The following is a 22,054-nucleotide window of genomic DNA, read 5'->3' on the forward strand; positions in this document are numbered from 1 at the left end:
ACTGCAAGACAGCAAAATATCTCAAATTGTATCGGTCAAATTTCCGTTGTTTTTTCCGATTTTTGTACGGCAATTGTTACCGAATTCGCGTTTGAGATTCGCATTTTTCGCCTTTCTGGATGCGGAAGCGCGCCGATCTTCTTGTTTTCCTACGAAACTTACGCAACCTTCGTGATCTGTAATTTTCCATATTTCGGTGGACAAAAAAATCCACCGCCATTTTTTTCGCTTAATTTTTATTTTTAAAAAATTATCCAGACATTTTTCCTTCACGAAAGGACTAATTTTATTCAACGTTTTATATAGTTTCTATTTAACGCGCTTTTATTGATTCTTTACTTCGTGATAAAACTCGACGCACTCACCCAGCCTCGAGGAGTCAATCATGACAGCTCCGGTTACGGCCACGCCCGCCGACACCCGGTCCACACAAGCTATGCCCCTTAACGTCAAGCTCAAGGTACATCCCGTGATTCTGGCCGGCGGTTCCGGCACACGGTTGTGGCCCATGTCGCGCGAGCAGTACCCGAAACAGTTAATTGGCTTGCTAGGCGAAGATTCGCTATTGCAATCCACGACGCGCCGTCTCGACGGGCTCGAAGCCGGTCATCTCCTCTCCGAGCAACTCGTCGTGGTGGCCAATGAGGAGCACCGTTTCACCACGGCCGAGCAATTGCGCACGAGCGGCAAGCCGAGCCGGCTGATTCTTGAGCCCGTTGGACGCGATACCGCGCCGGCGCTGACAGTGGCCGCCCTTTCAATCGCCGCGCAGGACCAGGACGGCATCATGGTCGTGATGCCCGCCGATCACGCGGTAACCGACATCGACGGCTTTCATGCGGCGGTAGCCGCGGGCGTACAGCATGCGGCGGCCGGCCATATCGTGACGATGGGCATCGTGCCGACACGCGCGGAAACCGGCTACGGCTACATTCGTATCGGCGCAGCGCTTGGCATGCCTAACGACGCCTGCGCAACGCATGCCGATGCAAGCGGCAAGATCGGCGCGCACACACTGGACCGTTTCGTCGAGAAACCGCATCTGGAATTGGCGCAGCGCTATATCGAGTCGCAGGAATACTGGTGGAACAGCGGCATTTTCATCATGCGCGCATCGACCTGGCTGAAGGCGATCCGCCACTTCCAGCCGGCGATTTACGAAGCCTGTGCAACGGCGTTCGCGGGCGGCAAGGCGGACGGCGATTTCTTCCGTCTGCAACGCGACGCGTTCAGCGCCTCGCCGTCCAATTCGATCGACTACGCGGTGATGGAACAACTGGGCAACGATCAGAGCGCTGCGTCCGGCGTGGTTGTGCCGCTGCGAGCAGGCTGGTCGGACGTGGGCTCGTGGGATGCAATCTGGGACATCTCGGAGAAAGACGCCGATCAGAACGTGGGCCGCGGTCACGTGATGTTCGAAGGCGCGGATTCGACCTTCGCACATTCGGAAGGACGCCTGATTGCCTGTGTCGGCACCCATGATCTCGTGGTGGTCGAAACGGCCGACGCGATTCTGGTCGCGGACAAATCGCGCGTGCAGGATGTCAAGAAGATTGTCGGACGGATTCGCACCGATGGCGGCCTGGAAGCGGCCAACCATCGCAAGGTGCATCGCCCGTGGGGCAACTACGATTCCGTCGACACCGGCGAGCGCTTCCAGGTGAAACGCATTGTCGTGAAGCCGGGCGCGCGGCTCTCGCTGCAAATGCATCATCACCGGGCGGAACACTGGATCGTCGTGCGCGGCACCGCGCTCGTCACGCGAGGTGAAGAGCGTTTCATCGTCTCCGAAAACGAATCCGCCTATATTCCGCTGGGCGTCACCCATCGTCTCGAGAATCCAGGCAAGATGCCGCTCGAAATGATCGAGGTGCAATCGGGTTCGTATCTCGGCGAAGACGATATCGTGCGCTTCGACGATACGTACGGACGTCAATGATTCACAACGGATGAAGCGGGAACCTGCGGCGGTTGCTCCTGACTGCCGCGGGGTGCTGCTACGGTCACCGGTCTGTGCCGGCGTCCTCACCCCGCGTGGGAGATGAGTTCCGGAAACGACGGAAAACGATCTGATGCGCTACTGCTTTCCGTTGCGGGTGCAGCCGGTTCGCTGGGATAACGGCGCAGCGGTCCGCGGAACGCGTTGAGCGGACCGTGCAAAGGGCCGCCGTGATTCGCCGAGACGGGTTCCGGCACATGACGCATGGCCGGTAACGGACGCGCCGCTCCCGCCGCCGGGTTGGCAGCCGGCGCAGCGTCTGCTACAGCCTGCGTGCGGCATTCACGCTCGATCCACTGCCGCGCCCATTCAAGCGCGTACTGCTCCGCCGCCTCAGCCTCTGCAAAGCGCGGACCGACGAGGCCGGAACGCTCGACGCGTCTGCCGTCCTTCATGATCTCCGCCCACGCGCGATACATGGCGTTGGGCACCTGCTCCGCGGCGACGTAAATCACATAACCCTGCTGACCGGCGACTTGCGTGCCACGCGGCGCGAGGCTCATTGACAGCGAGCTGCGCTGATCTTCAAGCTGCTGCGCGCGGCGTGCCGACGTAATGGCCGAGTCCAGACCGTGCATGGCCGCGTCAACCGCCCGCGCTTCGTCGAAACCCTGCTGATCGGCGCGCATGGCGGGCCGTGCCACCAGTGGCGAGGACACCGGCGGCGGCGAAGGTGCACGAGACACCGGCGGCACGTTCGTCAGCCCCGACAACTGGCGTGTGATATCGGCGATCGGATCGGCCGAACGCCATTGGCTCAGACTGCTCGATACGCCGGGCGCCTGCCATGACTCAGGACTTTTCCACGACACGCCACGCAGACCTTCGTCGCGCGCGCTGACGGTCTCGGCGACCGGCGCGGCCGGCTTGGCCGCGGCCGGCGGCACCGGTTGCGGGATGTAGGCGAAGGTACGCCCGGTCCGCGACAACAGTCGAACCATCTCGAGCAGGGTGCCGTTCAACTGCCACTCTTCGAAACGGCGCCGGCAGGTGGGGCCCGACGGATAGCGCCCCGGCAGCTTCGACCAGGGTTCGCCAGTTGTAAGAATCCACAGGACGGCATTCGCCACGATGCGCGGTTCGGCGCGGGGCCGGCCGCGCCGGTTCAGACGGACGGCCGGCTCATCAGAGACAAGCGCTGCCAGCAGCGCCCATTCGTCATTGCTTAGCTCATCGAAAAACATTGGGTTTTCTCCACGCAGCCTGGCCCGGCCGCGGCTTTGGGCGGCCACGGATTCAGCGTTCACGATCCGTGTGCAGCCCTCGGTTGCACAAATATGTTTTGTACGTTCTGTTGGCGGGTCAATATCGCACTGGCTTAGTGCGGTTTGTCCCTATTGCGAAGCACAAAACGTGGTCTCACTCGTGCATGGGAGAATTTGTGCACGAAGCATACCATCCCCAGGGTTTGCGTGAATATCGTTGAGACAAGTGTTACGGATGGAAACAATCTTCTTCTTTTGGCCGCGTCGCTTCACGCATTGCTGTAACAGAGCAGCCGTCAGTACAGGCTTCGAAATCCACTATTGCATGGCACAACGGCATGAAAAAAGCGGCGAATTGACTTTACGAAATCCGCACTTGATCCATCATGCATTTCGATGCGCTTTGAAGCTGTTTTTGCGCAGCCTGGGGGATGTGGGCGCACCAGATGGATAGTACCTGACCGACATCGAAGCGCCATCGTCGAGGAAGCGAACCGCCGCCTCTGCGCATGCTATTCGCATTCCTTTCGACACCGTACAGTAGGCACCACTCCCGGGCTTGCCTCTAGCGCACGGGATTCGCGGCGCCCTCACCCACCACCGTCATCCATTGGCGCACGCGCCAGTGCGTCACCAGTCCCGCGAGTACGTACGGATCGGCTCTGGCAAAGGCTTCGGCGGCCGCGGGAGAGTCGCCGTTGAAAAGCAGCGCGGCGGTGTCGACCGGGTCGGTCAGCGCGCCGGCCAGATGCAATTCACCGCGCTCCACCGCCGCCCAGGCAAGTTTCAGATGGGCGTCGCGATATGCGCCACGCCGCTCTAGGTAGTCCGGTACGAGGTCATAGATCAATAGATAGTGCATCGCGTGCCTCCTTTGACCTGCGCGGCGCAGATGCCGGGGCGGCACCGTGGCGCAGGAGTTCAAGTCAAGATTACCCCGCTGCTCGTCAACGGCATTTTCTGCCGATTTTCTATTCATTTTCACTTGCAGCAATACGCATCGAATCTTTAATGCAAGATCAGACTTTATCGAATGGCGGCAAGCTAATTCATTTACCTGACTCTCGCAAATTGATCTGGATTGCATAACATATTTTTGACGCCATTACGGACTCGCCGTTTCAGACCCTGGAGCACCGTCGTCCCTGACGTATAGGGGAAAACCTGCGTGAGCGCCTGTCAACCGGAGTGCTCTTTTATCCGTTCTGGCAGACAGCATTTGCCATAATGGACGTGCCGAGGGGTCCTGGACGCCATAGACGCCCGCGCATGAACGACCAAAAACGTTTTCACCACCGATGGAGTGTCCCATGAAAGTCCAATCCGCTATCGCTACGCTGGTGCTGGGTGCTGTCCTCGTCTCGCCGGTGTTCGCACAGAACAGCCAGCAAACGAAAATGGCCGACTGTAACAAGCAGGCCGGCGACAAGAAAGGCGACGACCGCAAAGCCTTCATGAAGACCTGCCTGTCCGCCAAGCCGGCCGCCGCGGCGCCGATGAGCCAGCAGGACAAGATGAAGGCATGCAACGCGCAAGCCACCGGCAAAAAGGGTGATGACCGCAAGGCCTTCATGAAGACCTGCCTGTCGTCCGCCCCGGCTAATTAAACGCGAGGCAAGCGGCGCGGCCCTTATGCCGCGCGTGTAAGCGCATGCTGCTCGAACAGGGTCGCGCCGTTTTCCGGCGCGGCTGCTGCGTTTCCTTCGTGCCCGCCGTTGTATCTGCCCTAGTGTCTGCCTTAGTGCCTGCTTCTGTCCCTACCCTACGCTCCTTCGTAACGTCTCTCCCCGGCACGCGCCCTCGCGTCACCTACTCCGTCGCTGTCCGTTCGCGCGAACGCGTCGTTTTTCTTCTATGATGGCTGCGGAGACGGCCCACCCCCATACACAACACTAGACGGGCCGCCATCTTGTCGTTGGTGCTGAAGAGCATCGATCGGAGGCAAGGATGGTAACGAAACATAAAAACCGCTGGTTGAGGCGGTGGCTGGTCGTCATCATTTTCTGGGCCGTGCCCGTGGCGATCGTCGCGGTCAGCGAGATCCGGGAGGAAATGGCGTACAACGCCGTCGACCTCGATCGCGCGCTGACCACCTGGAACTTCACCGACGCACAACGCGCGGCCGGCGCGCCCGCGCGCTGCCACGGCAAGCCCGACGAGGCGCAAGCCGCCGGCTGTCCGGCCGACGTACTGGCCGCCAATGCGCCGCGCCAGCAAGACGCCCGCAATGAATACAGCGTACGTCGCTCTACCCTCATGGCTTACCTCTGGCATGCGTTCGTCGGCTACTGGATCGTGCCGGCTGTCACGCTGTTCCTGATTGGCCTGCTGATCGGGATGGTTCGCCGCGCGCTGCGCCGCCCCCCGCCCGTCAAAAGTCCGGCAAACCACGGGTGAGGACGCAAGGGCATGAGGCACGTCCACGAGGCACGACGGACACGCAGGTGGCGTCGCGACAACACTTTCAGTTTGATTTCAACATGGATTTTGACGCCAACTGTGAGCGCGCAAAATCGGTAAAACAGACGCTTGGTGCGGCCTACGTCTAGCGGCCGGTGCGCCGCTCCCGGCTTGGCGCGATGCCCGAAAGCCCATTCGAACGCGCTGTCCGAGCCTCTCGCAACTGTCTTTTGAGGTCGGTCAAAGTTACATCAAGATGCCTTACGGCAGGGCTCAAACCCCCGCCCCACAAGGCTTTTCGCCTGGCGACGAACTACGCTTTCCCCGCTTGCCTGTGATATAACTCAACAACAACCCGGCAAGACCATATGAGGTTGTACCCAGGAACCATGATGGAGAAAAACGATGCAAAGACGAAACTTCATGCTGAAGACTACCGCTGCGCTCGCTTTCGGAGGCCTTGCACTCGCCGGTTGTACAACCAACGGCAGCACCCCGAACACGCCCTCCACTGATGCATCCAAACGCCAGTCGATCGACGCCAGCGTCGACGGCACCATGTCGCGCCTGTTCACCACCGTGAAGGGTTCGCGTGAACTCGTCTCCAAGGCGCGCGGCGTGCTGGTGTTCCCGTCGGTGCTGCAAGTAGGCTTCATCGTTGGTGGCCAGTACGGCGAGGGTGCGCTGCGTGTGGGAGGCAGCTCGGTGGGTTACTACAGCACGATTTCCGGTTCGTTCGGCCTGCAAGCGGGTGCGCAGTCGAAGGCTATCATCTTCCTGTTCATGACCCAGGACGCGCTCGACTCATTCCGCAAAGCCGACGGCTGGTCAGCAGGCGGCGACGCCTCCGTCGCGCTGGTGAAGATGGGCGCCAACGGCGCAATCGACACGACCACGGCAACCGCCCCGGTCGAAGTATTTATCCTGACTAACGCCGGCCTGATGGCTGACGTCTCGCTGCAGGGCACGAAGGTCTCGCGCCTGAAGATCTAGGCGCCCGCCGGATCCCGGGGCTCAGGTCCCGTATTGTTATGCAGCGGCAATAAAAAACGGCGATGCGCATTGCACGTCGCCGTTCTTTTTCATTGCGCAGCGCGAATCGCATAAGCCACGCACGCCACGCGAGTCACGCCGCTCAGCTCCCCGACGTATCGATCACCTTGAAGCGCGAACGCTTCTGTGCGCGAATCACCGACTGATACGCGTCCACATACTGTTGCGCCATGCGGTGTGACGTAAAGCGCTCTTCAAAACGTTGCCGCACACCCGCCCGCGGCATCTTATGCAGGCGATTGACGGCCGCCACCGCGCCGATCTCATCCTCGACGATAAAGCCTGTCACCCCGTCGTCCAGCACTTCCGGCACCGAGCCGCGGTTAAACGCGATCACCGGCGTGCCGCACGCCATGGACTCGATCATCACCAGACCGAACGGCTCTGGCCAGTCGATCGGGAAGAGCAGCGCATGGGCGCCCGATAGAAATTCGGCCTTCTGATCATCCGCAATTTCGCCGATGAACTCGACATGCGGCAAGTCCAGCAACGGCCGGATTTCGCGCTCGAAATATTCGCGGTCGGCGGCATCCACTTTCGCGGCGATCCGGATGGGCATTCCGCAGCGCCCGGCAATCCGGATCGCGGTATCGACCCGTTTTTCCGGCGAGATGCGGCCGAGAAACGCGAGGTACTTCTGCTCGACCGGTTGCGGCGTGTAGAGCTGCTCCGGCAAGCCGTGATAGACGGTGGTAAGCCACTTGGCCTGCGGCAACGGATGGCGCTGCGCGTTCGAAATCGAGATCACCGGCGCGGTGTTGAAGGTGTCGAATACCGGTTGCTGCTCGGGCAGGTCGAGGCGCCCATGCATGGTCGTAACGAAGGGCGTCTCCTGGCGCTTGAAGACCGAAAACGAGTAGTAATCGAGGTGAAAATGCAGCACGTCGAAGTTTTCGGCCTGGCGGCGCACCAGTTCCATCAACAGCATGTGGGGCGCGATGCGATCGCGGATCCCTGGATCCAGCCGCAGCGCGCGCGGCCATACGGCTTCGAGCTTGGCGCTCGTGACGGAATCACCGCTCGCGAACAGCGTCACGTCATGGCCGAGCTCGACGAGCGCCTCGGTGATGTAGGACACGACACGTTCCGTGCCGCCGTAGAGCTTTGGCGGCACCGATTCGGTCAGGGGGGCGATCTGCGCAATCTTCATATTTGTCTCCGTGAACTGACGGCTTGCGCTGATGGCGGTGCACGTCAGCGGCGCTAAACAGCTCAGCACCGTCCTTCTCCACCACTTCTCCAACTTCTCCATCAATGCGGCGAACGCCAGGTGTTCGCCTGCACCATCCGTATCAAAGCATTATTCATCAGGGTGTCACAAAAAGCCCTTGGCTTTGCAATTCCTGTGTGCTGTTACATTCAGCTTACATCCCACGACGCGCCTATTATCCACTGCGCGCCGGTTAACGCGCCGGCCATTTCCAGGCCGGCAGATCGCGATCGTCCGCATCGGCGATGCGCGTCGCGCCAAAGTGCTTCTCAAGGACGATCGACTGACTGCCGTCCTCCCGCTCGAGCGCCGCAATCAGCCGCGCCGCGTGCGACACAACCAGCACCTGGGAATGCGCGGAAGCCCGCGCGATCAGGCGTGCCAATGCCGGCAGCAGGTCCGGATGCAAGCTCGTCTCCGGCTCGTTCAGCACCAGCAGCGCGGGCGGACGCGGCGTGAGCAGCGCGGCCACCAGCAGCAGATAGCGCAAGGTGCCGTCCGAGAGTTCCGCGCCCTTGAGCGGCCGTAGCAAGCCATGCTGCTGCATCGACACTTCGAAGCGGCCGTCCTGCGTGGTGACATCGAGGCGTGAGCCGGGAAAGGCGTCGTCGATGGCGGCGTCGAGCGCCACGGGGTCGCCGATCTCGCGGATCGTTTGCAAGGCCGCGGCAAGGTCCGCACCGTCGTCAGACAGCACCGGCGTGTGCGTGCCGATCTGCGGCAGACGCGCGGCTGCTTCGGCATCGGTGCGGAAGTGGTCGTAAAAGCGCCACGAGCGGATCTGCTCGCGCACGGTGATCATTTCGGGGGCGGTCCGCGGGTCGGAGAACTCCGTCATCATGCTGTCGAAACTGGCGACAGGCTGAGGAATGGTTTGCCAGTCGCCCTGCTCGTCACGCGTGCGCAGCGCCGCGCCTTGCCGGTCGACCAGCAAGGCCGACGGACGCAGCACCGGACCGCTCCAGATGCACTCGCGTTTGATCGTGGGGTCGAGTGGAAACCAGGTCGCCTTATCGAGTGGCGGCAAGCCCAGATCGATCGCGTAACCGAACTCGTCGCCGGAAAAGCCAAGCCGCAAGCTCACCGGATCTTTGCGGCGCGTGCCCCCCACCGGCAACTCGCCGGCCAGCACTGCACGCGAGAAGCGTTCGGGCCCGGCCCACAACGTGGACTGCAAGCCACCCTCACGCGCCAGCGACGTAATCACGCCGCCGCGCGCAGTTTCGGCCAGCAGGCGCAGCGAGCGATACACACTCGATTTCCCGCTGCCATTCGCGCCCGTGATCACATTCAACTGCCCGAGCGGCACGATCAACTCGCGTAGCGACCGGTACCCCGCGATTGCCAGGGTTCTCAGCATGCGGCCGCCTTTCGGGCCGGCAGGCGCCGTCGGACCTTCGGTAAAACAACTTCGTTCAAACGCATCAATATCATTAGTTATGTCCGCCGCCTTTGCCTGGTTTCTGCATAGGCACGCTGCGCAAATCGTTCAGGAAGGTATCGCGCCACACACCGAGATCGTTCTTGCGCAGCGCCGCCATGTTGATCTCGTGACGCCGCTGGCGCGCATCGAGTGGCATTTGCAGCGCGCGCTGCAAGGCTTCGCACATGCCGATCGCGTCGTGTGGATTGACCAGCAGCGCGCCGCTCAACTCAGCCGCCGCGCCGGCGAAGATCGACAACACTAGCACGCCGGGATCGTCGGGATTTTGCGCGGCGACATACTCCTTCGCCACCAGGTTCATACCGTCATGCAAGGGCGTGACAAAGCCGATCTGCGACTCGCGAAACAGCGACATCAGCTTCCAGCGGTCGTACTGCTGATTCAGATAGCGGATCGGGGTGTAATCGAGGCCCGAATAACGGCCGTTGATGCGCCCCGCTTCGTATTCGAGATCCTGGCGGATCTTCTGATAGGTGGCGACGTCCGAGCGGGTGGGCGGCGCGATCTGCACCAGCGTGACGTTGCCGCGCCATTCCGGCGAGCGCTCCAGCAATTGCTCGAAGGCACGGAAACGCTCGACGAGCCCCTTCGAATAATCGAGCCGGTCGACGCTCATGATCAGCTTGCGGCCCTCCAGACTCTGCTTCAGTTCGAGTACGTGCTGGCGGCTTTCGTAGCGTTTGGCCTGTTCGGCGATTTCGTCGGGGAACACGCCGATCCGATAGACGCCCGTGCGCAGCTTGCGGCCGAAGGCCTCGACGTGGTTGCCCTCGCTCACGGTGCCGCGCGCGTGGCGCGTCACGTAGTCGTGGAAAGCGAGTTCGTCGGTGGCGGTCTGAAAGCCCAGCAGGTCATAGCAGGACAGCGATTTCACCAACTCTTCGTGCGGCGGAATGTTGAGCAGGATCTGCGGCGCGGGAAACGGAATGTGCAGGAAAAAACCGATGCGGTTCGTGATCCCTTCGGAACGCAGCGCTTCGGCGAACGGGATCAGATGGTAGTCGTGGATCCAAATCACGTCGTCGGGTTCGAGCAGCTTGATCAGCTTGTGCGCAAGCCATGCGTTGACGCGCCGGTAGCCCGCGTATTCTTCGCGCTCGTAGCGCGCGAGATCGTTGCGGTAGTGGAACACCGGCCATAGTGTGGCGTTCGAGAAGCCGCGGTAGTACTGGTCGTAATCCTTGCGCGTAAGGCCGACGGTCGCGAAGGTCACCGCACCGTCCTGCTCCAGCGTCGGCCCGGCATTGGCGACCGTCTCGCTCACCACGTCGCCGCTCCAGCCGAACCACACGCCTCCCGCATCTTTCAACGCGCCGAATACACCGACCGCGAGTCCGCCCGCGGACCCTTTGGTTTCCGTCGGCGTTGCGACACGATTCGACACGACGATCAGTCGGCCCATGTTGGTAGTCCTCCCTGGTTCGTACGGCACGGGGTTCGCTTATCACGCGCTCGCGGCATCTGCTCGTGGCGCCGGTTGTGACATTCCGGACGCTGTAGCATTTTGAGGACCCGAAGCGGGTAAAGCAGGCGACGCCGTGTCAGTTTGATGAGTTCAATCGACAGTTCGACTGCTTCGGCGCCCGGTCGGTTGCAGTCATTTTCGCGTGGGGCGGACGTGTTGTGCGTTGTGGATTGGGGAAAAGCTGCCTGGAGCAGTAGCGTTCGAAGGCGAACGGCCGGCTTTGAGCCGGCACGCAAGCGCATTTCCATACATGCGCCAGCCAATCCGTGTGACGTGCCCGATTCGGGCACGTGGCGCAGGCATCAGCCGCGATTCACGTCAGATTCGCGGGAACGACACACTCAGTTGCCGCTCTTGCAAGGAAAGGCCTTACCGAGCCCCAATGAGATCGCCGTGCTGGCGTTATAGCCCGCAACGATCGGGTTGTCCGCGATGTACTTGCGCACCGCGTCGGTGAGTTGCGCCGAGCGTGCGTCCGGCGGAAGGCAGAAGTACTGGCCGACGCGCGGCCCGGTCGTGCCGCCGATTGCGTCGATCGTGTTGAAGATGCCGTCGGCGGCGCCTTCGATATAGGCGGCGCACGCACTGCGCGAAGCCACATCGGTCTTCGTGCAAAGCTTGTTGAGGTCGCCTCCCGTAAACGCGGCTGCCGACAGGGGGACGGCAAGCGCGCTGGCGAAAATCAAGGCCCGCAGCATGGTGTTCCTTTCCAGGGTCGTTTATCAGGCGGTCTTGCGCCGCATCGAACCGGCGCGCCTCGTAGCGCGCCAAGTCGTCATTCTGCACTGTTTTGCGGAGCGGCAGGCATGCCGGCACCGCTATCTTCAGTCAAATTTGGTGGCCGGCATACCGGTGGCCGGCACTCCGGTGGCCGGCATTCCGGTGGCCGGCGAGTTCCATATTGCGGCAGCCGGTGTGCCGAAGCGCGGCGCACCGGATCTCCACTCAATTCACTTCTGCTGCATCTGCTGCAGGCGCGCCGTGAGTCCCTCGACCACGTCCGGCTCCTTGTAGGTCTTCGCGAAATCGAGCGCGGTCAAGCCGATCTGGTTCTTCACCGTGAGGTCCGCGCCGTTGTCGAGCAGCAACTTTACCGTCGACACATGACCGCCGCGTGCGGCCATCATCAGCGGCGTGGTGCCGTTCGGCGAGCCGGCGTCGACATAGGCCGAGTGATCGAGCAGTACCTTGACGATGTCGTCGTGGCCGTTCGCCGCCGCGTAGTGCAGCGGCGCCCAGCCCTTCTTGTTGACTTCGGCGTCCTTCGCGATCAGCAGGTTGACGAAGTCGAGGTCGCCGTTCAGCGCGGCCATCATCATCGCGTTCTCGCCGGCCTTGTCCTGGATCTCGATGTTGGTCTTCGGATTGGCGAGCAGCGCGGCGCCCACCTTGTCCGACTTCTCGCGCGCGGCGATCACCAGCAGCGGGTAGCCCTGATTGTCGACGCTATTCGGGTCCATACCCTTGGCAAGCAGCTTGTTGACGCCGTCGACGTCGTCGAATTTAACCGACTTGATGAGCGAGTCGATCGGCGCGGCCTGAACCGGAGCCGCGACTAGCGAACTCAGAGCAGCGCAGACGAGCGCGGCGGCCAACGCAAGGCGCGACGCGCTGCGGCGCGCCGAGCCGAGGGCCGTTTGCACTGCTGAAGTCTCTTGCAACACCACGGTCGAAGTCGAGTAATTTGTCATATTCTGCTTTAGGAAACGTCCCTATCCTACTGATATATAGAAACTTTATAAATCACACACCGGCCGGCGAAGGTATCTTGAAGAGCCGGAAGAAGTTTTCTGTCGTGGCGGCGGCCAGCGCCGTATCCGGTATGTCGCGCTGTTGCGCGATGAAGCGTCCGACATAACTTACGTACGCAGGTTCATTAGGCTTGCCGCGATATGGCACCGGGGCGAGGTACGGCGAGTCGGTTTCGATCAGCAAACGATCGAGCGGGACGCGGCGCGCAACATCCTGCACGTCGGTCGCGCTCTTGAACGTGACAATGCCCGACAGCGAAATGTAAAAATTCTGCGCCAGTGCCTGCTCGGCAACCGCCCACGGCTCGGTGAAGCAATGCATGACGCCGCCCGGCTCGCTCGCGCGCTCCTCGGCCATGATGCGCAACGTATCTTCAGCGGACGAACGCGTGTGGATGATCAGCGGCTTCCCGGTGGCGTGCGCCGCGCGAATATGGGTACGAAAACGCTCGCGCTGCCACTCCATATCGGCGATCGTGCGGCCTTCCAGACGGTAGTAATCGAGACCGGTCTCGCCGATCGCGACCACCTTAGGATGCGCGGCCAGTTCGATGAGCTCGGCGAGGCTCGGCTCGCGCATGTCCTCGTGATCCGGGTGCACCCCGACCGACGCGAACACGTTCTCGTGCCGGCTGGCGATCTCCAGCACGGACGGCAGCGTCTCCAGGTCGACCGAGACGCACAGCGCATGCGTGACCGAATGGCTGCGCATGTTCTCGAGCACCTGCGGCAGGCGGTCGGCGAGTCCTTCGAAGTTGATATGGCAGTGCGAATCGACAAACATGATGATGTCCTGCTGATAAATAGCGTGAGGTGAATCTGGCCGTCAGTCCGGCTGCAAATCAGACCGCAGTTGCCGTGTCGAGCCGTTTGCCGAGAATCACCAGATCGCGCTCCACGCCGTCCAGCACCGCGACGCGCGGCAGCGATCCCCACGTGTCGAAACCAAAGCTGCGGAACAGGCGCAGGCTTGCTTCATTGTGGCCGAAGATAAAACCCAGTACGGTGTCGATGCCGAGCGCCGGCGCCGCCGCGAGCGAAGCCGCCAGCAACTGCTTGCCGAGCCCCTTGCCGCGCGCCCTTTCGTCCAGATAGATACTGACTTCGGCGGTACGCAGATAGGCCGGGCGCCCGTAGAAATCCGAGAAGCTCAGCCACGCGATCACGCGGCCGGGATGTTGCTCATCTTCCACCACCCACAGCGGACGCTTTTGCGGGCCATGGGCATGAAACCAGGCCAGACGGCTTTCGACGCTCACCGGCTCGAGATCGGCGGTGACTTGCCGCGACGGCACGGTCGAATTGTAGATGGCGACGATCGCGGGCAGATCGTCGAACGTGGCATCGCGGTAAGAAAGGCTCATGGTGCTTGGACGTGAGGTGGGATACGAATCGAATCAGCGGACGGATGCACGAAGCGGCACAACGCGGTAAAGCGCCCCGCCCTGAGCAAATCGTCCGGCATCAAAAGACTTATGCGAATAGCTCGCGATAACCAATAAACAGTTCTTCAAACACCAGGCGCGCATTCAGCGGGTGGTTCTCGACCGCGCGCTGGCGCGTCACGGTGCGCATGAAACGCGCGAACGCGCTGGCGTCGGCTTGCGATGCGCAGCGCGACAACGCCGTCGACGCCTGCGGAAAATAGCGCGGCGCGCCGGCCGTGCGCTGCGCCAGCAAATCGTACATCCAGCGCTGCAACCAGCCGAGCACCAGCGGCACCGGCAGCTTCTGCAGCGCCTCGCCGCAGGCAAAGGCGTCGCATTCGGCGCCGGCGGCCAGTTGCTTCAGGGTCCAGTCACGCAGCGTGCGGTTCTCGTCGCTCGCCAGTGCAAGGGCCGTGAGCGGCGCACCGCCGGCCTCGGCGAGCAGCGCGGGAGCTTCGGCGACGCCTTGCGCGGCGAGCCACTTCGTGGCGACCTCCGGCGCGGGCATCGTCATGGGCCATTGGCGGCAACGGCTGATAATCGTGGGCAGCAGACGGTCGATGCGCGCCGACACCATCAGGAACACCACACCCGCCGGCGGTTCTTCGAGCGTTTTCAGGAGGGCGTTGGCCGCGGCAATGTTCAGGCCCTCGGCGGGATACAACACCACCACCCGCGCACCGCCACGGTGCGAACCGACGCCGACGAAATCGAGCAGCCCGCGAATCTGCTCGATCTTGATTTCCTTGCTGGGCGCACGGGTCTTCTTGCCTTCGTCGCCTTCGGCCTTCTCGGCTTTTTCGTCCGCGGCATTGGCGAGACCCGCTTCGGCAGCCAGCGCCTCGGGGACGACAATCCGATAGTCCGGATGATTGCCCTGCGTGAACCAGTTGCATGCCACGCACGTGCCGCAGGGCTCGCCGTTGGCCTGCTGAGCTTCACACAGGAGTCCTTGGGCGAGGTGCTGCGCGAAGCGCAACTTGCCGATCCCTGCCTGCCCATGCAGCAACAAGGCGTGCGGCCAATGTCCACGCAACTGCTGCAGGCGATTCCAGTCATCGGCTTGCCACGGATAAATCATCGTTTCTCTTTTAAATCAATCGATTGACAACGCCTCTTGAGACACTAGACGAGCTTCATCGATGTTATGAGTCAGAATTATATTCTTTTAAAATCAAAGAACTGCAATCAATTCTTCAAGTTGCTTCTGAATTCGCGCGATGCTCTGCGAAGAGTCAATGATAGCGAACCGGTACGGTGCTTCTTCCGCGCGGCGCAGATATTCGGTACGGGTGCGGTTGAAAAACGCCTCCGATTCGCTTTCGAAACGGTCTGGGTCGCGCGCGGCACTGCGCCGTTCGTTGGCGATTTCCGGCGCCAGATCGAACAACACGGTCAGATCCGGCTGAAAACCGCCCTGCACCCAGCGTTCAAGCGTTTCCAGCTTGTCGCGCGGCAGGCCGCGGCCGCCGCCCTGATAGGCGAAGGTCGCATCCGTGAAACGGTCGGACAGCACCCAGTCGCCGCGCGCCAGCGCCGGCTCGATGACTTCGGCCAGATGCTGGCGGCGCAGCGCGAACATCAGCAATGCCTCGGTTTCGAGGTCCATTTTCTGATGCAGGACGATCTCGCGAATCTGTTCGCCGAGCGCCGTGCCGCCCGGCTCGCGCGTCATCACGACCGAGCGGCCGGCGCTTGCCACCTTCTCTTCGAGGCGCTCGCGAAACCAGCTCAGATGGGTGGTCTTGCCGGCACCGTCGATGCCCTCAAACGTTATGAATTTGCCCCGCGCCATCATTGCCCTCGAATGTATTTGTCCACGGCCTTGTTGTGATCGCCGAGGGTGTCAGAAAAGATACTGCTGCCGTCGCCGCGCGATACGAAGTAGAGCGCGGTGGATTGCGCCGGGTTCATCGCCGCCTGCAGCGATGCGACACCGGGCAGCGAGATGGGCGTTGGCGGAAGCCCCATCCGGGTGTACGTATTGTAGGGAGTGTCGGTCTGCAGATCCTTTTTGCGGATGCGGCCTGTGAAGCTGTCGCCCATGCCGTAGATAACGGTGGGGTCGGTTTGCAGCGGCATGCCCACGCGCAGACGGTTTGCGAATACCGCCGCCACCATCGGCCGGTCCGTTGGCTTGCCGGTTTCCTTTTCGATGATCGACGCCATCGTCAACGCATCATACGGGGTCTTGTACGGCAGGTTCGGCGCCCGCGCGGCCCACGCTTCGTCCAGCCGTTGCCGCATCAGACGGTACGCGCGGCGATAGATGTCCAGATCGCTGGTGTTCTTGTCGAACAGATAGGTGTCCGGGAAGAACAGCCCTTCGCCATTGCCGATCGATGCTTCCGGCGCGTTGATCGCGTTCATCAGGTCGGTATCGCTCATGCCGGCCGTGTCGTGCCTGAGCGCCGGATTGGCGTCCAGTTCGGCCCGCATGCGCTTGAAAGTCCAACCTTCGATAATGGTCGCCACGTATTCGTTGACGTCGCCCCGGGCGATTTTCTGCAGCACTTCGTATGGCGTGACGCCCGTCTTGAACTCGTAGTTGCCGGATTTCAACTCGCTTTGCAGCCCGAGCAGGCGCGTCATGAGCACGAACAGTTCAGGCTCGACCGGCACGCCGCCGCGAATCAGCTGCAGCGTGACGCTGCGCAGGCTGCTATGCGGTTTGACGGTGACGTCGAGTTGCGCGGGGGTCAAATCGAGTGGACTGGTGGCCCAGTGATATCCGCCTGCGATTGCGGCTGCGGCCAGCACAATGACAATTGAGCCGGCGACGAAACATTTCTTCAGAAGGGACATGCGAAACGTGGCTGGGTTGGACCTCATATAATACTTGTTTGCCTTAGCTAAAGTCAGAATTGACTGTTCTCGGAATCCATGAACACACCGCTCGCTACCGCTTCAGGCACGCCCTCCGTCACTCCTGCAGTTGCGCCCTCCGGCGCTGTGGCCACGGCCCAGGCTGCCGCATCTGCCGCACTCCCTACGCTGCCGCGCCCCGCCGCCGATGAATTCGACGCCGTCATCCAGCAAGGCGCTTACATGCCGCTCACGCAGTTCGGCGTGATCGACGCGACCGGCGACGACGCGGCGAGCTTCCTGCATGGCCAGTTGACCAACGACACCCAGCATCTCGATGCCGCCAATGCGCGCCTCGCGGGCTATTGCTCGGCCAAGGGCCGGCTGCTGGCGTCGTTGCTGACGTGGCGCACGGGCGAGACGATCCGCCTGCTGGTGTCGAAGGATCTGCAGGCCGCCGTGCAGAAGCGGCTGTCCATGTTCGTCCTGCGCGCCAAGGCAAAACTGGCGGACGCGAGCGGCGAGCTGGCGGTGGTGGGCCTCGCGGGCGACGTGCGCAAAGCGCTTTCCGGCGTGTTCGACGCGCTGCCTGACGGCGTGCATGTGCAGGTGGACGGCACGGCGGGCTCGCTGATTCGCGTGCCGGACGCGCTCGGCCGGCTGCGCTATCTGTGGATCGGCCCGAAGGCCGCGATCGAGACGTATCTGCCGATGCTCGACGAAAAGTTGAAACGCGTGTCGCCGGCGGTATGGGATTGGCTCGACATTCGTGCCGGCGAGCCGCGCATCACTCAACCGGTGGTTGAGCAGTTCGTGCCGCAAATGGTCAATTTCGACGTACTAGGCGCGGTCAATTTCCGCAAAGGCTGCTATCCCGGTCAGGAAGTGGTGGCCCGCAGCCAGTATCGCGGCACGATCAAGCGGCGCACCTCGCTCGCGAACGTGGCGGGTGAACTGGATACGGTCAAGGCCGGCGTGGAGTTGTTCCACTCGGACGATCCGGGCCAGCCGTGCGGCATGGTGGTGAACGCGGCGTCGGCGCCGGAAGGTGGTGTCGACGTGCTGGTGGAGATCAAGCTGGCGGCGCTCGAAGGCGGCTCGATGCACCTTGGCGCGGCGGACGGTCCGGCACTGACGTTCCTGCCGTTGCCATACGGCTTGCCTACCGAAGTCTAAGCATCCGAACCGCAGCGGCGCAGCAATCAGGCGCCGCTTTTTTTATTGCTCCGGCTCCTCCACCGCCCTCACCGGGAGACTGCCCCCGATGTGCCTGATCGTTTTCGACTGGCGACCCGATGCGCTCGACGGGCCGCTCTTCACACTCGCGGCGAATCGCGACGAATTCTTCCGCCGCACCGCCGAACCGATCAGCTGGTGGCATGACGCGCCGACCGTACTGGCCGGCCGCGATCTGGTGGGCGGCGGCACATGGCTCGGCATGTCGCGCGACGGCCGCTTCGCCGCGCTGACCAATTACCGCGCGCCACATGAAATGCGCGCCGATGCGCCGACCCGCGGCACGCTGGTCAGCGACTGGCTCACCGGCTCCGCGCAAGGCGCGGCCAACGGCAAGGGCAATAGCAAGGGCCGGCACGAAACGCCACTCGGCTATCTGCAACACGTCGCGCAAACCGGCGAGATCTACAACGGCTTCAATCTGCTGGTCGGCGACTGGACGCGCCGCGAGCTCGGCTGGTATTGCAACCGCTCGAACATCGCGCCCACGCTGCTCGCGCCGGGCACGCACGGCATCTCGAATGCGGTGCTCGACACCGCATGGCCGAAGCTGGTCAAGAAACGCACCGAACTGGCCACGATGCTCACGCGCGACGCGATGCCGCCGCTCGAACGCCTGATCGATCTGATGCGCGATCCACGTCTCGCGCGCGATGACGAACTGCCGTCCACCGGCATTCCGCTCGAACGAGAGCGTGCCTTGTCGGCGGCGTTCATCGAAACGCCGGAGTACGGCACGCGCGGCACGACCGCGGTGCGCGTGGTCGCGCATGGCGAGGTTATCAGCGTAGCGGCGGCGGAACGCAGCGACGACAACGGCTCGCACCGGATCGTGCGGCCCGGCGACTTCGAGCGAAGCTTTGCGTTCAACGTTGAACGCGAGATTGCCTGAGGCACGGCGATCATTCGACGCCGAATGCCACCCGCAATGCCGCGGCGGCATCCGAGTGCGCCCGCGCGACATCGGGGACGTAGCCGCCCATCTTGAAGAACTCGTGAATCATGCCGGGATAGCGCTTCAGGGTGACCTGATTGCCCGCCGCGCGCAATTTTTCCGCATACGCATCGCCCTCGTCGCTTAAGGGATCGTATTCGGCGGTCGCGATCCATGCCGGTGCGAGGCCGCTGAAATCGGGCGCCCCACGCGTGCCGTCGAGCGGCGCGAAACGCCAGTCGTCGCGGTCGCTCTTATCGCGCACGTATTGATCGAAGAACCATTGAATCGTCTCGCCCGACAGCAGGAAGCCGTCGGCGAGGCGCGCGTGCGAATCGGTTTGCTGGTGGCCGGTGGCGCCCGGATAGATCAGCAATTGCAGCATCAGCTTGATGCCCGCATCGCGTGCGAGGACCGCACACACCGCGGCCAGGGTGCCGCCCGCGCTATCGCCGCCCACGGCCAGCCGCTCTGCGTCGATTCCATATTCGGCGGCATGCGCGTGCAGCCACGTCAATGCATCGAATGCGTCTTCAACGGCGGTGGGGAATTTGTACTCGGGCGCGAGCCGGTAATCGACCGACAGCACCGCACAACGCCCGTCGCGTGCGAACATCCGGCACAACGCGTCGTGCGTATCGACACTGCCGACCGTGAAGCCGCCGCCGTGAAAATACACCAGCGCCGGCATCGGCTCGGCCCAGCTCGGCTCGACAGGTTGATAAAGACGCGCGCGAATCGCCGCGCCGTCGCGCGTCGGCACGCTCAGGTCTTCGACCCCGAACATGGGTGCGCTTGCGATCTCCAGAATCGGTGCGCTTTTCTCATAGGACGCACGCGCCTGTTGCGGGCTCATCTCGTGAAGCTGCGGGCGTTTCGCCCGCGCGATCATGTCGAGTATCTGCTCGATCTTCGGATTCAGCGGCATTGGGTTTCTGGCGGCGCGTGGGCGCTGGGCATCAAGGGGGCGTTAAGGGATAGAAACTGGTGGATAAAACCCGCGAAAAAGTCAGGGCAAGCGGCAAAAAACACAGCGGCAAACGGCCCGTGTGATGCCACACGCCCCTAGCCCACGTTCTTCACTTCGGGCTTCAGCGACATCGGATCCGTAGGGTTGCGCAACTGCTCGATATCCTCGTGACGCAGCTTCACCGTCGCCATGATGCCCGGATGCGTGATGATGTAAAAACGTCGCGCGGCGATCGCTTCGAACGTAATGTCGGCAACGTCGGTCGCGCTCAGCTTGCCCGCTTGCACCGCCCGCTGCAATTGCTTGCCGGCGGCGATCTGCGAGCGAGTCGGTCCGCTCGCGTTGCGCAGTTCAGTAGGCCGCGCGCGTTCCGCGTCGGCGATACCGGTCGGCACGAAGGCCGGACACAACAACGAACAGCCGACCTCGCCGCCACCGGCCGCCGATTCTGGCTTGCCTGCCTGCGCGATTTGCAGGTCGTGATAAAGCGTCTCGGTGAGCGACACCACGGCGTGCTTCGAGGCGTTGTAGACGCCCATCGCGGGTGGCGACAGCAAGCCCGCCACCGACGCCGTGTTGACGATATGCGCGGGCTCGTTCTGCCTCAGCATGATCGGCGTGAAGGCACGCACGCCGTGCGCAACGCCCATCACGTTGACATTGAACACCCACGCCCAATCGTTCGCCGAGCTTTCCCAGAGGAAGCCGCCCGAGCCCACGCCAGCGTTGTTGAACAGCAGATGCACCTTGCCGAACGCGTCGAGCGCCGCTTGCGCGAGCGCTTCGACCTGGGCCGCGTCGGACACGTCCGTCGGCACGCCGATTACCTCGACGCCGTCGGCGCGCAATGCGTCGACGGTTTGAACAAGCGCCTCGGGATTCAGGTCGGCGAGCACGAGCTTCATGCCGAGCGATGCGCCCTTCTCCGCAAACGCCCGGCCGAAACCGCTTGCTGCCCCCGTGATCACCGCTACCTTGCCGGCGAATTCGAACATCGTTTCTCTCCTGCGTTTATCGGCCCGGAATTATCCACCGGAAAGCGTCAGCCGATACGGCGACCGGCTGAGCCTCATCGATCTCTATCGCATGCGCGGCTGGACAGCCGCCGCGCTCAAATCAGCTTGACGAGCTGCTTGCCGAAGTTCTTGCCCTTCAGCAAACCGATGAACGCCTCGGGCGCCGCATCGAGCCCTTGCGCGATGGTCTCGCGATATTGCAGTTTTTTCTGCGCGACCAGCGTGCCGAGCTGCTTGAGCGCTTCGGGCCACACCTCCATATGCTCGCTGACAATGAAGCCCTGCACCAGCAGACGCTGCGTGAGCATCAGCGACGGGTGCTTGAGCGGCAGCGGCTGGCCGTCATAACCGGCGATAAACCCGCACAACGCGATGCGTCCAAAGGCGTTCATGCGCGCGAGCGTAGCGTCGAGCACTTCGCCGCCGACGTTCTCGAAGTAGCCATCGACGCCGTCCGGCGTCACGGCCTTGAGGTCCTGATACAGGTTGCCTGCCTTGTAGTCGACGCACGCGTCAAAGCCAAGCGTCTCGACCACGTAGCGGCACTTATCCGCGCCGCCTGCGATACCGACCGCACGTGCCCCGGCCAGCTTCGCCAGTTGGCCGACCACGCTGCCCACCGCGCCGCTTGCCGCGCTGACCACCACGGTATCGCCCGCTTTCGGCGCGATGATCCGGTTCAGGCCGTACCAGGCCGTGACGCCCGGCATGCCGACCGGGCCAAGATATGCCGACAGCGGCACGTGCGTGTCGTCGACTTTCTGCACACCCGCGCCGTTCGAGGTGCCGTATTCCTGCCAGCCGAACATCGCGACCACCTTGTCGCCGACCGCGAATTTCGGATTCTTCGACTCGACCACCTCGCCCACCGTGCCGCCGATCATCACTTCGTTCAGTGGTTGCGGGGCTGCATACGATTTGCTGTCGTTCATGCGGCCGCGCATGTACGGATCGAGCGACAGAAAGTGATTGCGCACGCGAAATTCCCCGTCGGCAAGCGGCGCAAGCGGGGTTTCGACGAGCTTGAAGTTATCGGGCGTGACAGCACCTTGTGGGCGCGAAGCCAGCACGAGTTGACGGTTGATCTGGGGCATGACGGTCGTCTCCATGGGTTACCGATGTGATCGGCGAGTGATTCG

At 62.5% G+C, this 22,054-nt stretch carries 21 protein-coding genes; 6 read left to right on the forward strand and 15 right to left on the reverse strand.

The window, feature by feature from the left end:
* Positions 1–385 precede the first annotated feature (385 nt).
* Positions 386–1,939, forward strand: a complete 1,554-nt coding sequence (locus AC57B6_RS14185) for a mannose-1-phosphate guanylyltransferase/mannose-6-phosphate isomerase (RefSeq protein WP_028196546.1) — start codon at positions 386–388, stop codon at positions 1,937–1,939.
* A gap of 86 nt (positions 1,940–2,025) precedes the next feature.
* Here the strand turns inward: AC57B6_RS14185 and AC57B6_RS14190 are convergent, their stop codons facing one another.
* Complete coding sequence (locus AC57B6_RS14190; RefSeq protein ID WP_496421561.1) at positions 2,026–3,183, reverse strand: transposase; 1,158 nt, start codon at positions 3,181–3,183, stop codon at positions 2,026–2,028.
* Positions 3,184–3,769: 586 nt separating this feature from the next.
* Positions 3,770–4,066 carry a YciI-like protein gene (locus AC57B6_RS14195; RefSeq protein ID WP_106353131.1) on the reverse strand — a complete coding sequence of 99 codons (297 nt, stop codon included), beginning with the start codon at positions 4,064–4,066 and terminating at the stop codon, positions 3,770–3,772.
* A gap of 448 nt (positions 4,067–4,514) precedes the next feature.
* Here AC57B6_RS14195 and AC57B6_RS14200 point away from each other — a divergent pair, with 448 nt between their 5' ends.
* From AC57B6_RS14200 to AC57B6_RS14210, 3 genes are all read left to right on the forward strand, one after another.
* Positions 4,515–4,811: a PsiF family protein gene (locus tag AC57B6_RS14200; protein ID WP_028196549.1), complete on the forward strand. Its 297-nt coding sequence runs from the start codon at positions 4,515–4,517 to the stop codon at positions 4,809–4,811.
* A gap of 340 nt (positions 4,812–5,151) precedes the next feature.
* Positions 5,152–5,601, forward strand: a complete 450-nt coding sequence (locus AC57B6_RS14205) for a hypothetical protein (protein ID WP_028196550.1) — start codon at positions 5,152–5,154, stop codon at positions 5,599–5,601.
* Positions 5,602–6,009: 408 nt separating this feature from the next.
* On the forward strand, positions 6,010–6,597 hold the full coding sequence (locus tag AC57B6_RS14210) for a BPSL1445 family SYLF domain-containing lipoprotein (protein WP_028196551.1): 588 nt from the start codon (positions 6,010–6,012) through the stop codon (positions 6,595–6,597).
* Positions 6,598–6,739: 142 nt separating this feature from the next.
* On the opposite strand, the gene AC57B6_RS14215 is transcribed toward AC57B6_RS14210, so the two are convergent.
* The 10 genes from AC57B6_RS14215 to mltG form a co-directional block, all read right to left on the reverse strand.
* Positions 6,740–7,807, reverse strand: coding sequence for a glycosyltransferase family 4 protein (locus tag AC57B6_RS14215; protein WP_028196552.1), 1,068 nt, complete (start codon positions 7,805–7,807; stop codon positions 6,740–6,742).
* A gap of 253 nt (positions 7,808–8,060) precedes the next feature.
* A complete protein-coding gene (locus AC57B6_RS14220) occupies positions 8,061–9,227 on the reverse strand; it encodes an AAA family ATPase (RefSeq protein WP_496421562.1) in 1,167 nt (388 codons plus the stop codon).
* Between the two features lie 73 nt (positions 9,228–9,300).
* Positions 9,301–10,713: an alpha,alpha-trehalose-phosphate synthase (UDP-forming) gene (gene otsA / locus AC57B6_RS14225; RefSeq protein WP_028196554.1), complete on the reverse strand. Its 1,413-nt coding sequence runs from the start codon at positions 10,711–10,713 to the stop codon at positions 9,301–9,303.
* Positions 10,714–11,117: 404 nt separating this feature from the next.
* Positions 11,118–11,474 carry a Rap1a/Tai family immunity protein gene (locus AC57B6_RS14230; protein ID WP_028196555.1) on the reverse strand — a complete coding sequence of 119 codons (357 nt, stop codon included), beginning with the start codon at positions 11,472–11,474 and terminating at the stop codon, positions 11,118–11,120.
* A gap of 252 nt (positions 11,475–11,726) precedes the next feature.
* Positions 11,727–12,467: an ankyrin repeat domain-containing protein gene (locus AC57B6_RS14235; RefSeq protein WP_496421563.1), complete on the reverse strand. Its 741-nt coding sequence runs from the start codon at positions 12,465–12,467 to the stop codon at positions 11,727–11,729.
* A 52-nt stretch (positions 12,468–12,519) separates the two neighbouring features.
* A complete protein-coding gene (locus AC57B6_RS14240) occupies positions 12,520–13,311 on the reverse strand; it encodes a YchF/TatD family DNA exonuclease (protein WP_491565004.1) in 792 nt (263 codons plus the stop codon).
* Positions 13,312–13,369: 58 nt separating this feature from the next.
* Entirely contained in the window at positions 13,370–13,891 is a 522-nt protein-coding gene (locus tag AC57B6_RS14245) for a GNAT family N-acetyltransferase (protein ID WP_496421564.1), read from the reverse strand.
* Positions 13,892–14,000: 109 nt separating this feature from the next.
* A complete protein-coding gene (locus AC57B6_RS14250; RefSeq protein ID WP_028196559.1) occupies positions 14,001–15,035 on the reverse strand; it encodes a DNA polymerase III subunit delta' in 1,035 nt (344 codons plus the stop codon).
* A gap of 93 nt (positions 15,036–15,128) precedes the next feature.
* Positions 15,129–15,749, reverse strand: a complete 621-nt coding sequence (gene tmk / locus AC57B6_RS14255) for a dTMP kinase (protein WP_491565010.1) — start codon at positions 15,747–15,749, stop codon at positions 15,129–15,131.
* Positions 15,749–16,759 carry an endolytic transglycosylase MltG gene (gene mltG / locus AC57B6_RS14260; protein ID WP_496421589.1) on the reverse strand — a complete coding sequence of 337 codons (1,011 nt, stop codon included), beginning with the start codon at positions 16,757–16,759 and terminating at the stop codon, positions 15,749–15,751. Before mltG ends, tmk begins: the two co-directional genes overlap by 1 nt.
* A 78-nt stretch (positions 16,760–16,837) precedes the next feature.
* Here mltG and ygfZ point away from each other — a divergent pair, with 78 nt between their 5' ends.
* Together ygfZ and AC57B6_RS14270 are read left to right on the forward strand one after the other, a co-directional pair.
* Positions 16,838–17,935, forward strand: coding sequence for a CAF17-like 4Fe-4S cluster assembly/insertion protein YgfZ (gene ygfZ / locus AC57B6_RS14265; protein WP_496421565.1), 1,098 nt, complete (start codon positions 16,838–16,840; stop codon positions 17,933–17,935).
* An 88-nt stretch (positions 17,936–18,023) separates the two neighbouring features.
* Positions 18,024–18,887, forward strand: a complete 864-nt coding sequence (locus AC57B6_RS14270; protein ID WP_030103602.1) for an NRDE family protein — start codon at positions 18,024–18,026, stop codon at positions 18,885–18,887.
* A gap of 10 nt (positions 18,888–18,897) precedes the next feature.
* On the opposite strand, the gene AC57B6_RS14275 is transcribed toward AC57B6_RS14270, so the two are convergent.
* From AC57B6_RS14275 to AC57B6_RS14285, 3 genes are all read right to left on the reverse strand, one after another.
* On the reverse strand, positions 18,898–19,857 hold the full coding sequence (locus AC57B6_RS14275) for an alpha/beta hydrolase (RefSeq protein ID WP_496421566.1): 960 nt from the start codon (positions 19,855–19,857) through the stop codon (positions 18,898–18,900).
* A gap of 137 nt (positions 19,858–19,994) precedes the next feature.
* Positions 19,995–20,894 (reverse strand): SDR family oxidoreductase, encoded by a 900-nt coding sequence (locus AC57B6_RS14280; RefSeq protein ID WP_030103600.1) that lies wholly within the window; start codon positions 20,892–20,894, stop codon positions 19,995–19,997.
* Positions 20,895–21,010: 116 nt separating this feature from the next.
* Positions 21,011–22,009 (reverse strand): NADP-dependent oxidoreductase, encoded by a 999-nt coding sequence (locus AC57B6_RS14285; protein WP_030103599.1) that lies wholly within the window; start codon positions 22,007–22,009, stop codon positions 21,011–21,013.
* Positions 22,010–22,054 lie beyond the last annotated feature (45 nt).

This window comes from Paraburkholderia sp. BGA-UO-ETr-F12 (assembly GCF_059567945.1).

Coding starts and splice junctions, on each gene's coding strand:
- AC57B6_RS14270 (WP_030103602.1), top strand. CDS start 18,024: ATGTGCCTGATCGTTTTCGACTGGCGACCCGATGCGCTCGACGGGCCG.
- otsA (WP_028196554.1), bottom strand. CDS start 10,713: ATGGGCCGACTGATCGTCGTGTCGAATCGTGTCGCAACGCCGACGGAA.
- mltG (WP_496421589.1), bottom strand. CDS start 16,759: ATGTCCCTTCTGAAGAAATGTTTCGTCGCCGGCTCAATTGTCATTGTG.
- AC57B6_RS14275 (WP_496421566.1), bottom strand. CDS start 19,857: ATGCCGCTGAATCCGAAGATCGAGCAGATACTCGACATGATCGCGCGG.
- AC57B6_RS14285 (WP_030103599.1), bottom strand. CDS start 22,009: ATGCCCCAGATCAACCGTCAACTCGTGCTGGCTTCGCGCCCACAAGGT.
- ygfZ (WP_496421565.1), top strand. CDS start 16,838: ATGAACACACCGCTCGCTACCGCTTCAGGCACGCCCTCCGTCACTCCT.
- AC57B6_RS14250 (WP_028196559.1), bottom strand. CDS start 15,035: ATGATTTATCCGTGGCAAGCCGATGACTGGAATCGCCTGCAGCAGTTG.
- AC57B6_RS14220 (WP_496421562.1), bottom strand. CDS start 9,227: ATGCTGAGAACCCTGGCAATCGCGGGGTACCGGTCGCTACGCGAGTTG.
- AC57B6_RS14235 (WP_496421563.1), bottom strand. CDS start 12,467: ATGACAAATTACTCGACTTCGACCGTGGTGTTGCAAGAGACTTCAGCA.
- AC57B6_RS14205 (WP_028196550.1), top strand. CDS start 5,152: ATGGTAACGAAACATAAAAACCGCTGGTTGAGGCGGTGGCTGGTCGTC.
- AC57B6_RS14230 (WP_028196555.1), bottom strand. CDS start 11,474: ATGCTGCGGGCCTTGATTTTCGCCAGCGCGCTTGCCGTCCCCCTGTCG.
- AC57B6_RS14215 (WP_028196552.1), bottom strand. CDS start 7,807: ATGAAGATTGCGCAGATCGCCCCCCTGACCGAATCGGTGCCGCCAAAG.
- AC57B6_RS14200 (WP_028196549.1), top strand. CDS start 4,515: ATGAAAGTCCAATCCGCTATCGCTACGCTGGTGCTGGGTGCTGTCCTC.
- tmk (WP_491565010.1), bottom strand. CDS start 15,749: ATGGCGCGGGGCAAATTCATAACGTTTGAGGGCATCGACGGTGCCGGC.
- AC57B6_RS14210 (WP_028196551.1), top strand. CDS start 6,010: ATGCAAAGACGAAACTTCATGCTGAAGACTACCGCTGCGCTCGCTTTC.
- AC57B6_RS14280 (WP_030103600.1), bottom strand. CDS start 20,894: ATGTTCGAATTCGCCGGCAAGGTAGCGGTGATCACGGGGGCAGCAAGC.
- AC57B6_RS14185 (WP_028196546.1), top strand. CDS start 386: ATGACAGCTCCGGTTACGGCCACGCCCGCCGACACCCGGTCCACACAA.
- AC57B6_RS14240 (WP_491565004.1), bottom strand. CDS start 13,311: ATGTTTGTCGATTCGCACTGCCATATCAACTTCGAAGGACTCGCCGAC.
- AC57B6_RS14195 (WP_106353131.1), bottom strand. CDS start 4,066: ATGCACTATCTATTGATCTATGACCTCGTACCGGACTACCTAGAGCGG.
- AC57B6_RS14245 (WP_496421564.1), bottom strand. CDS start 13,891: ATGAGCCTTTCTTACCGCGATGCCACGTTCGACGATCTGCCCGCGATC.
- AC57B6_RS14190 (WP_496421561.1), bottom strand. CDS start 3,183: ATGTTTTTCGATGAGCTAAGCAATGACGAATGGGCGCTGCTGGCAGCG.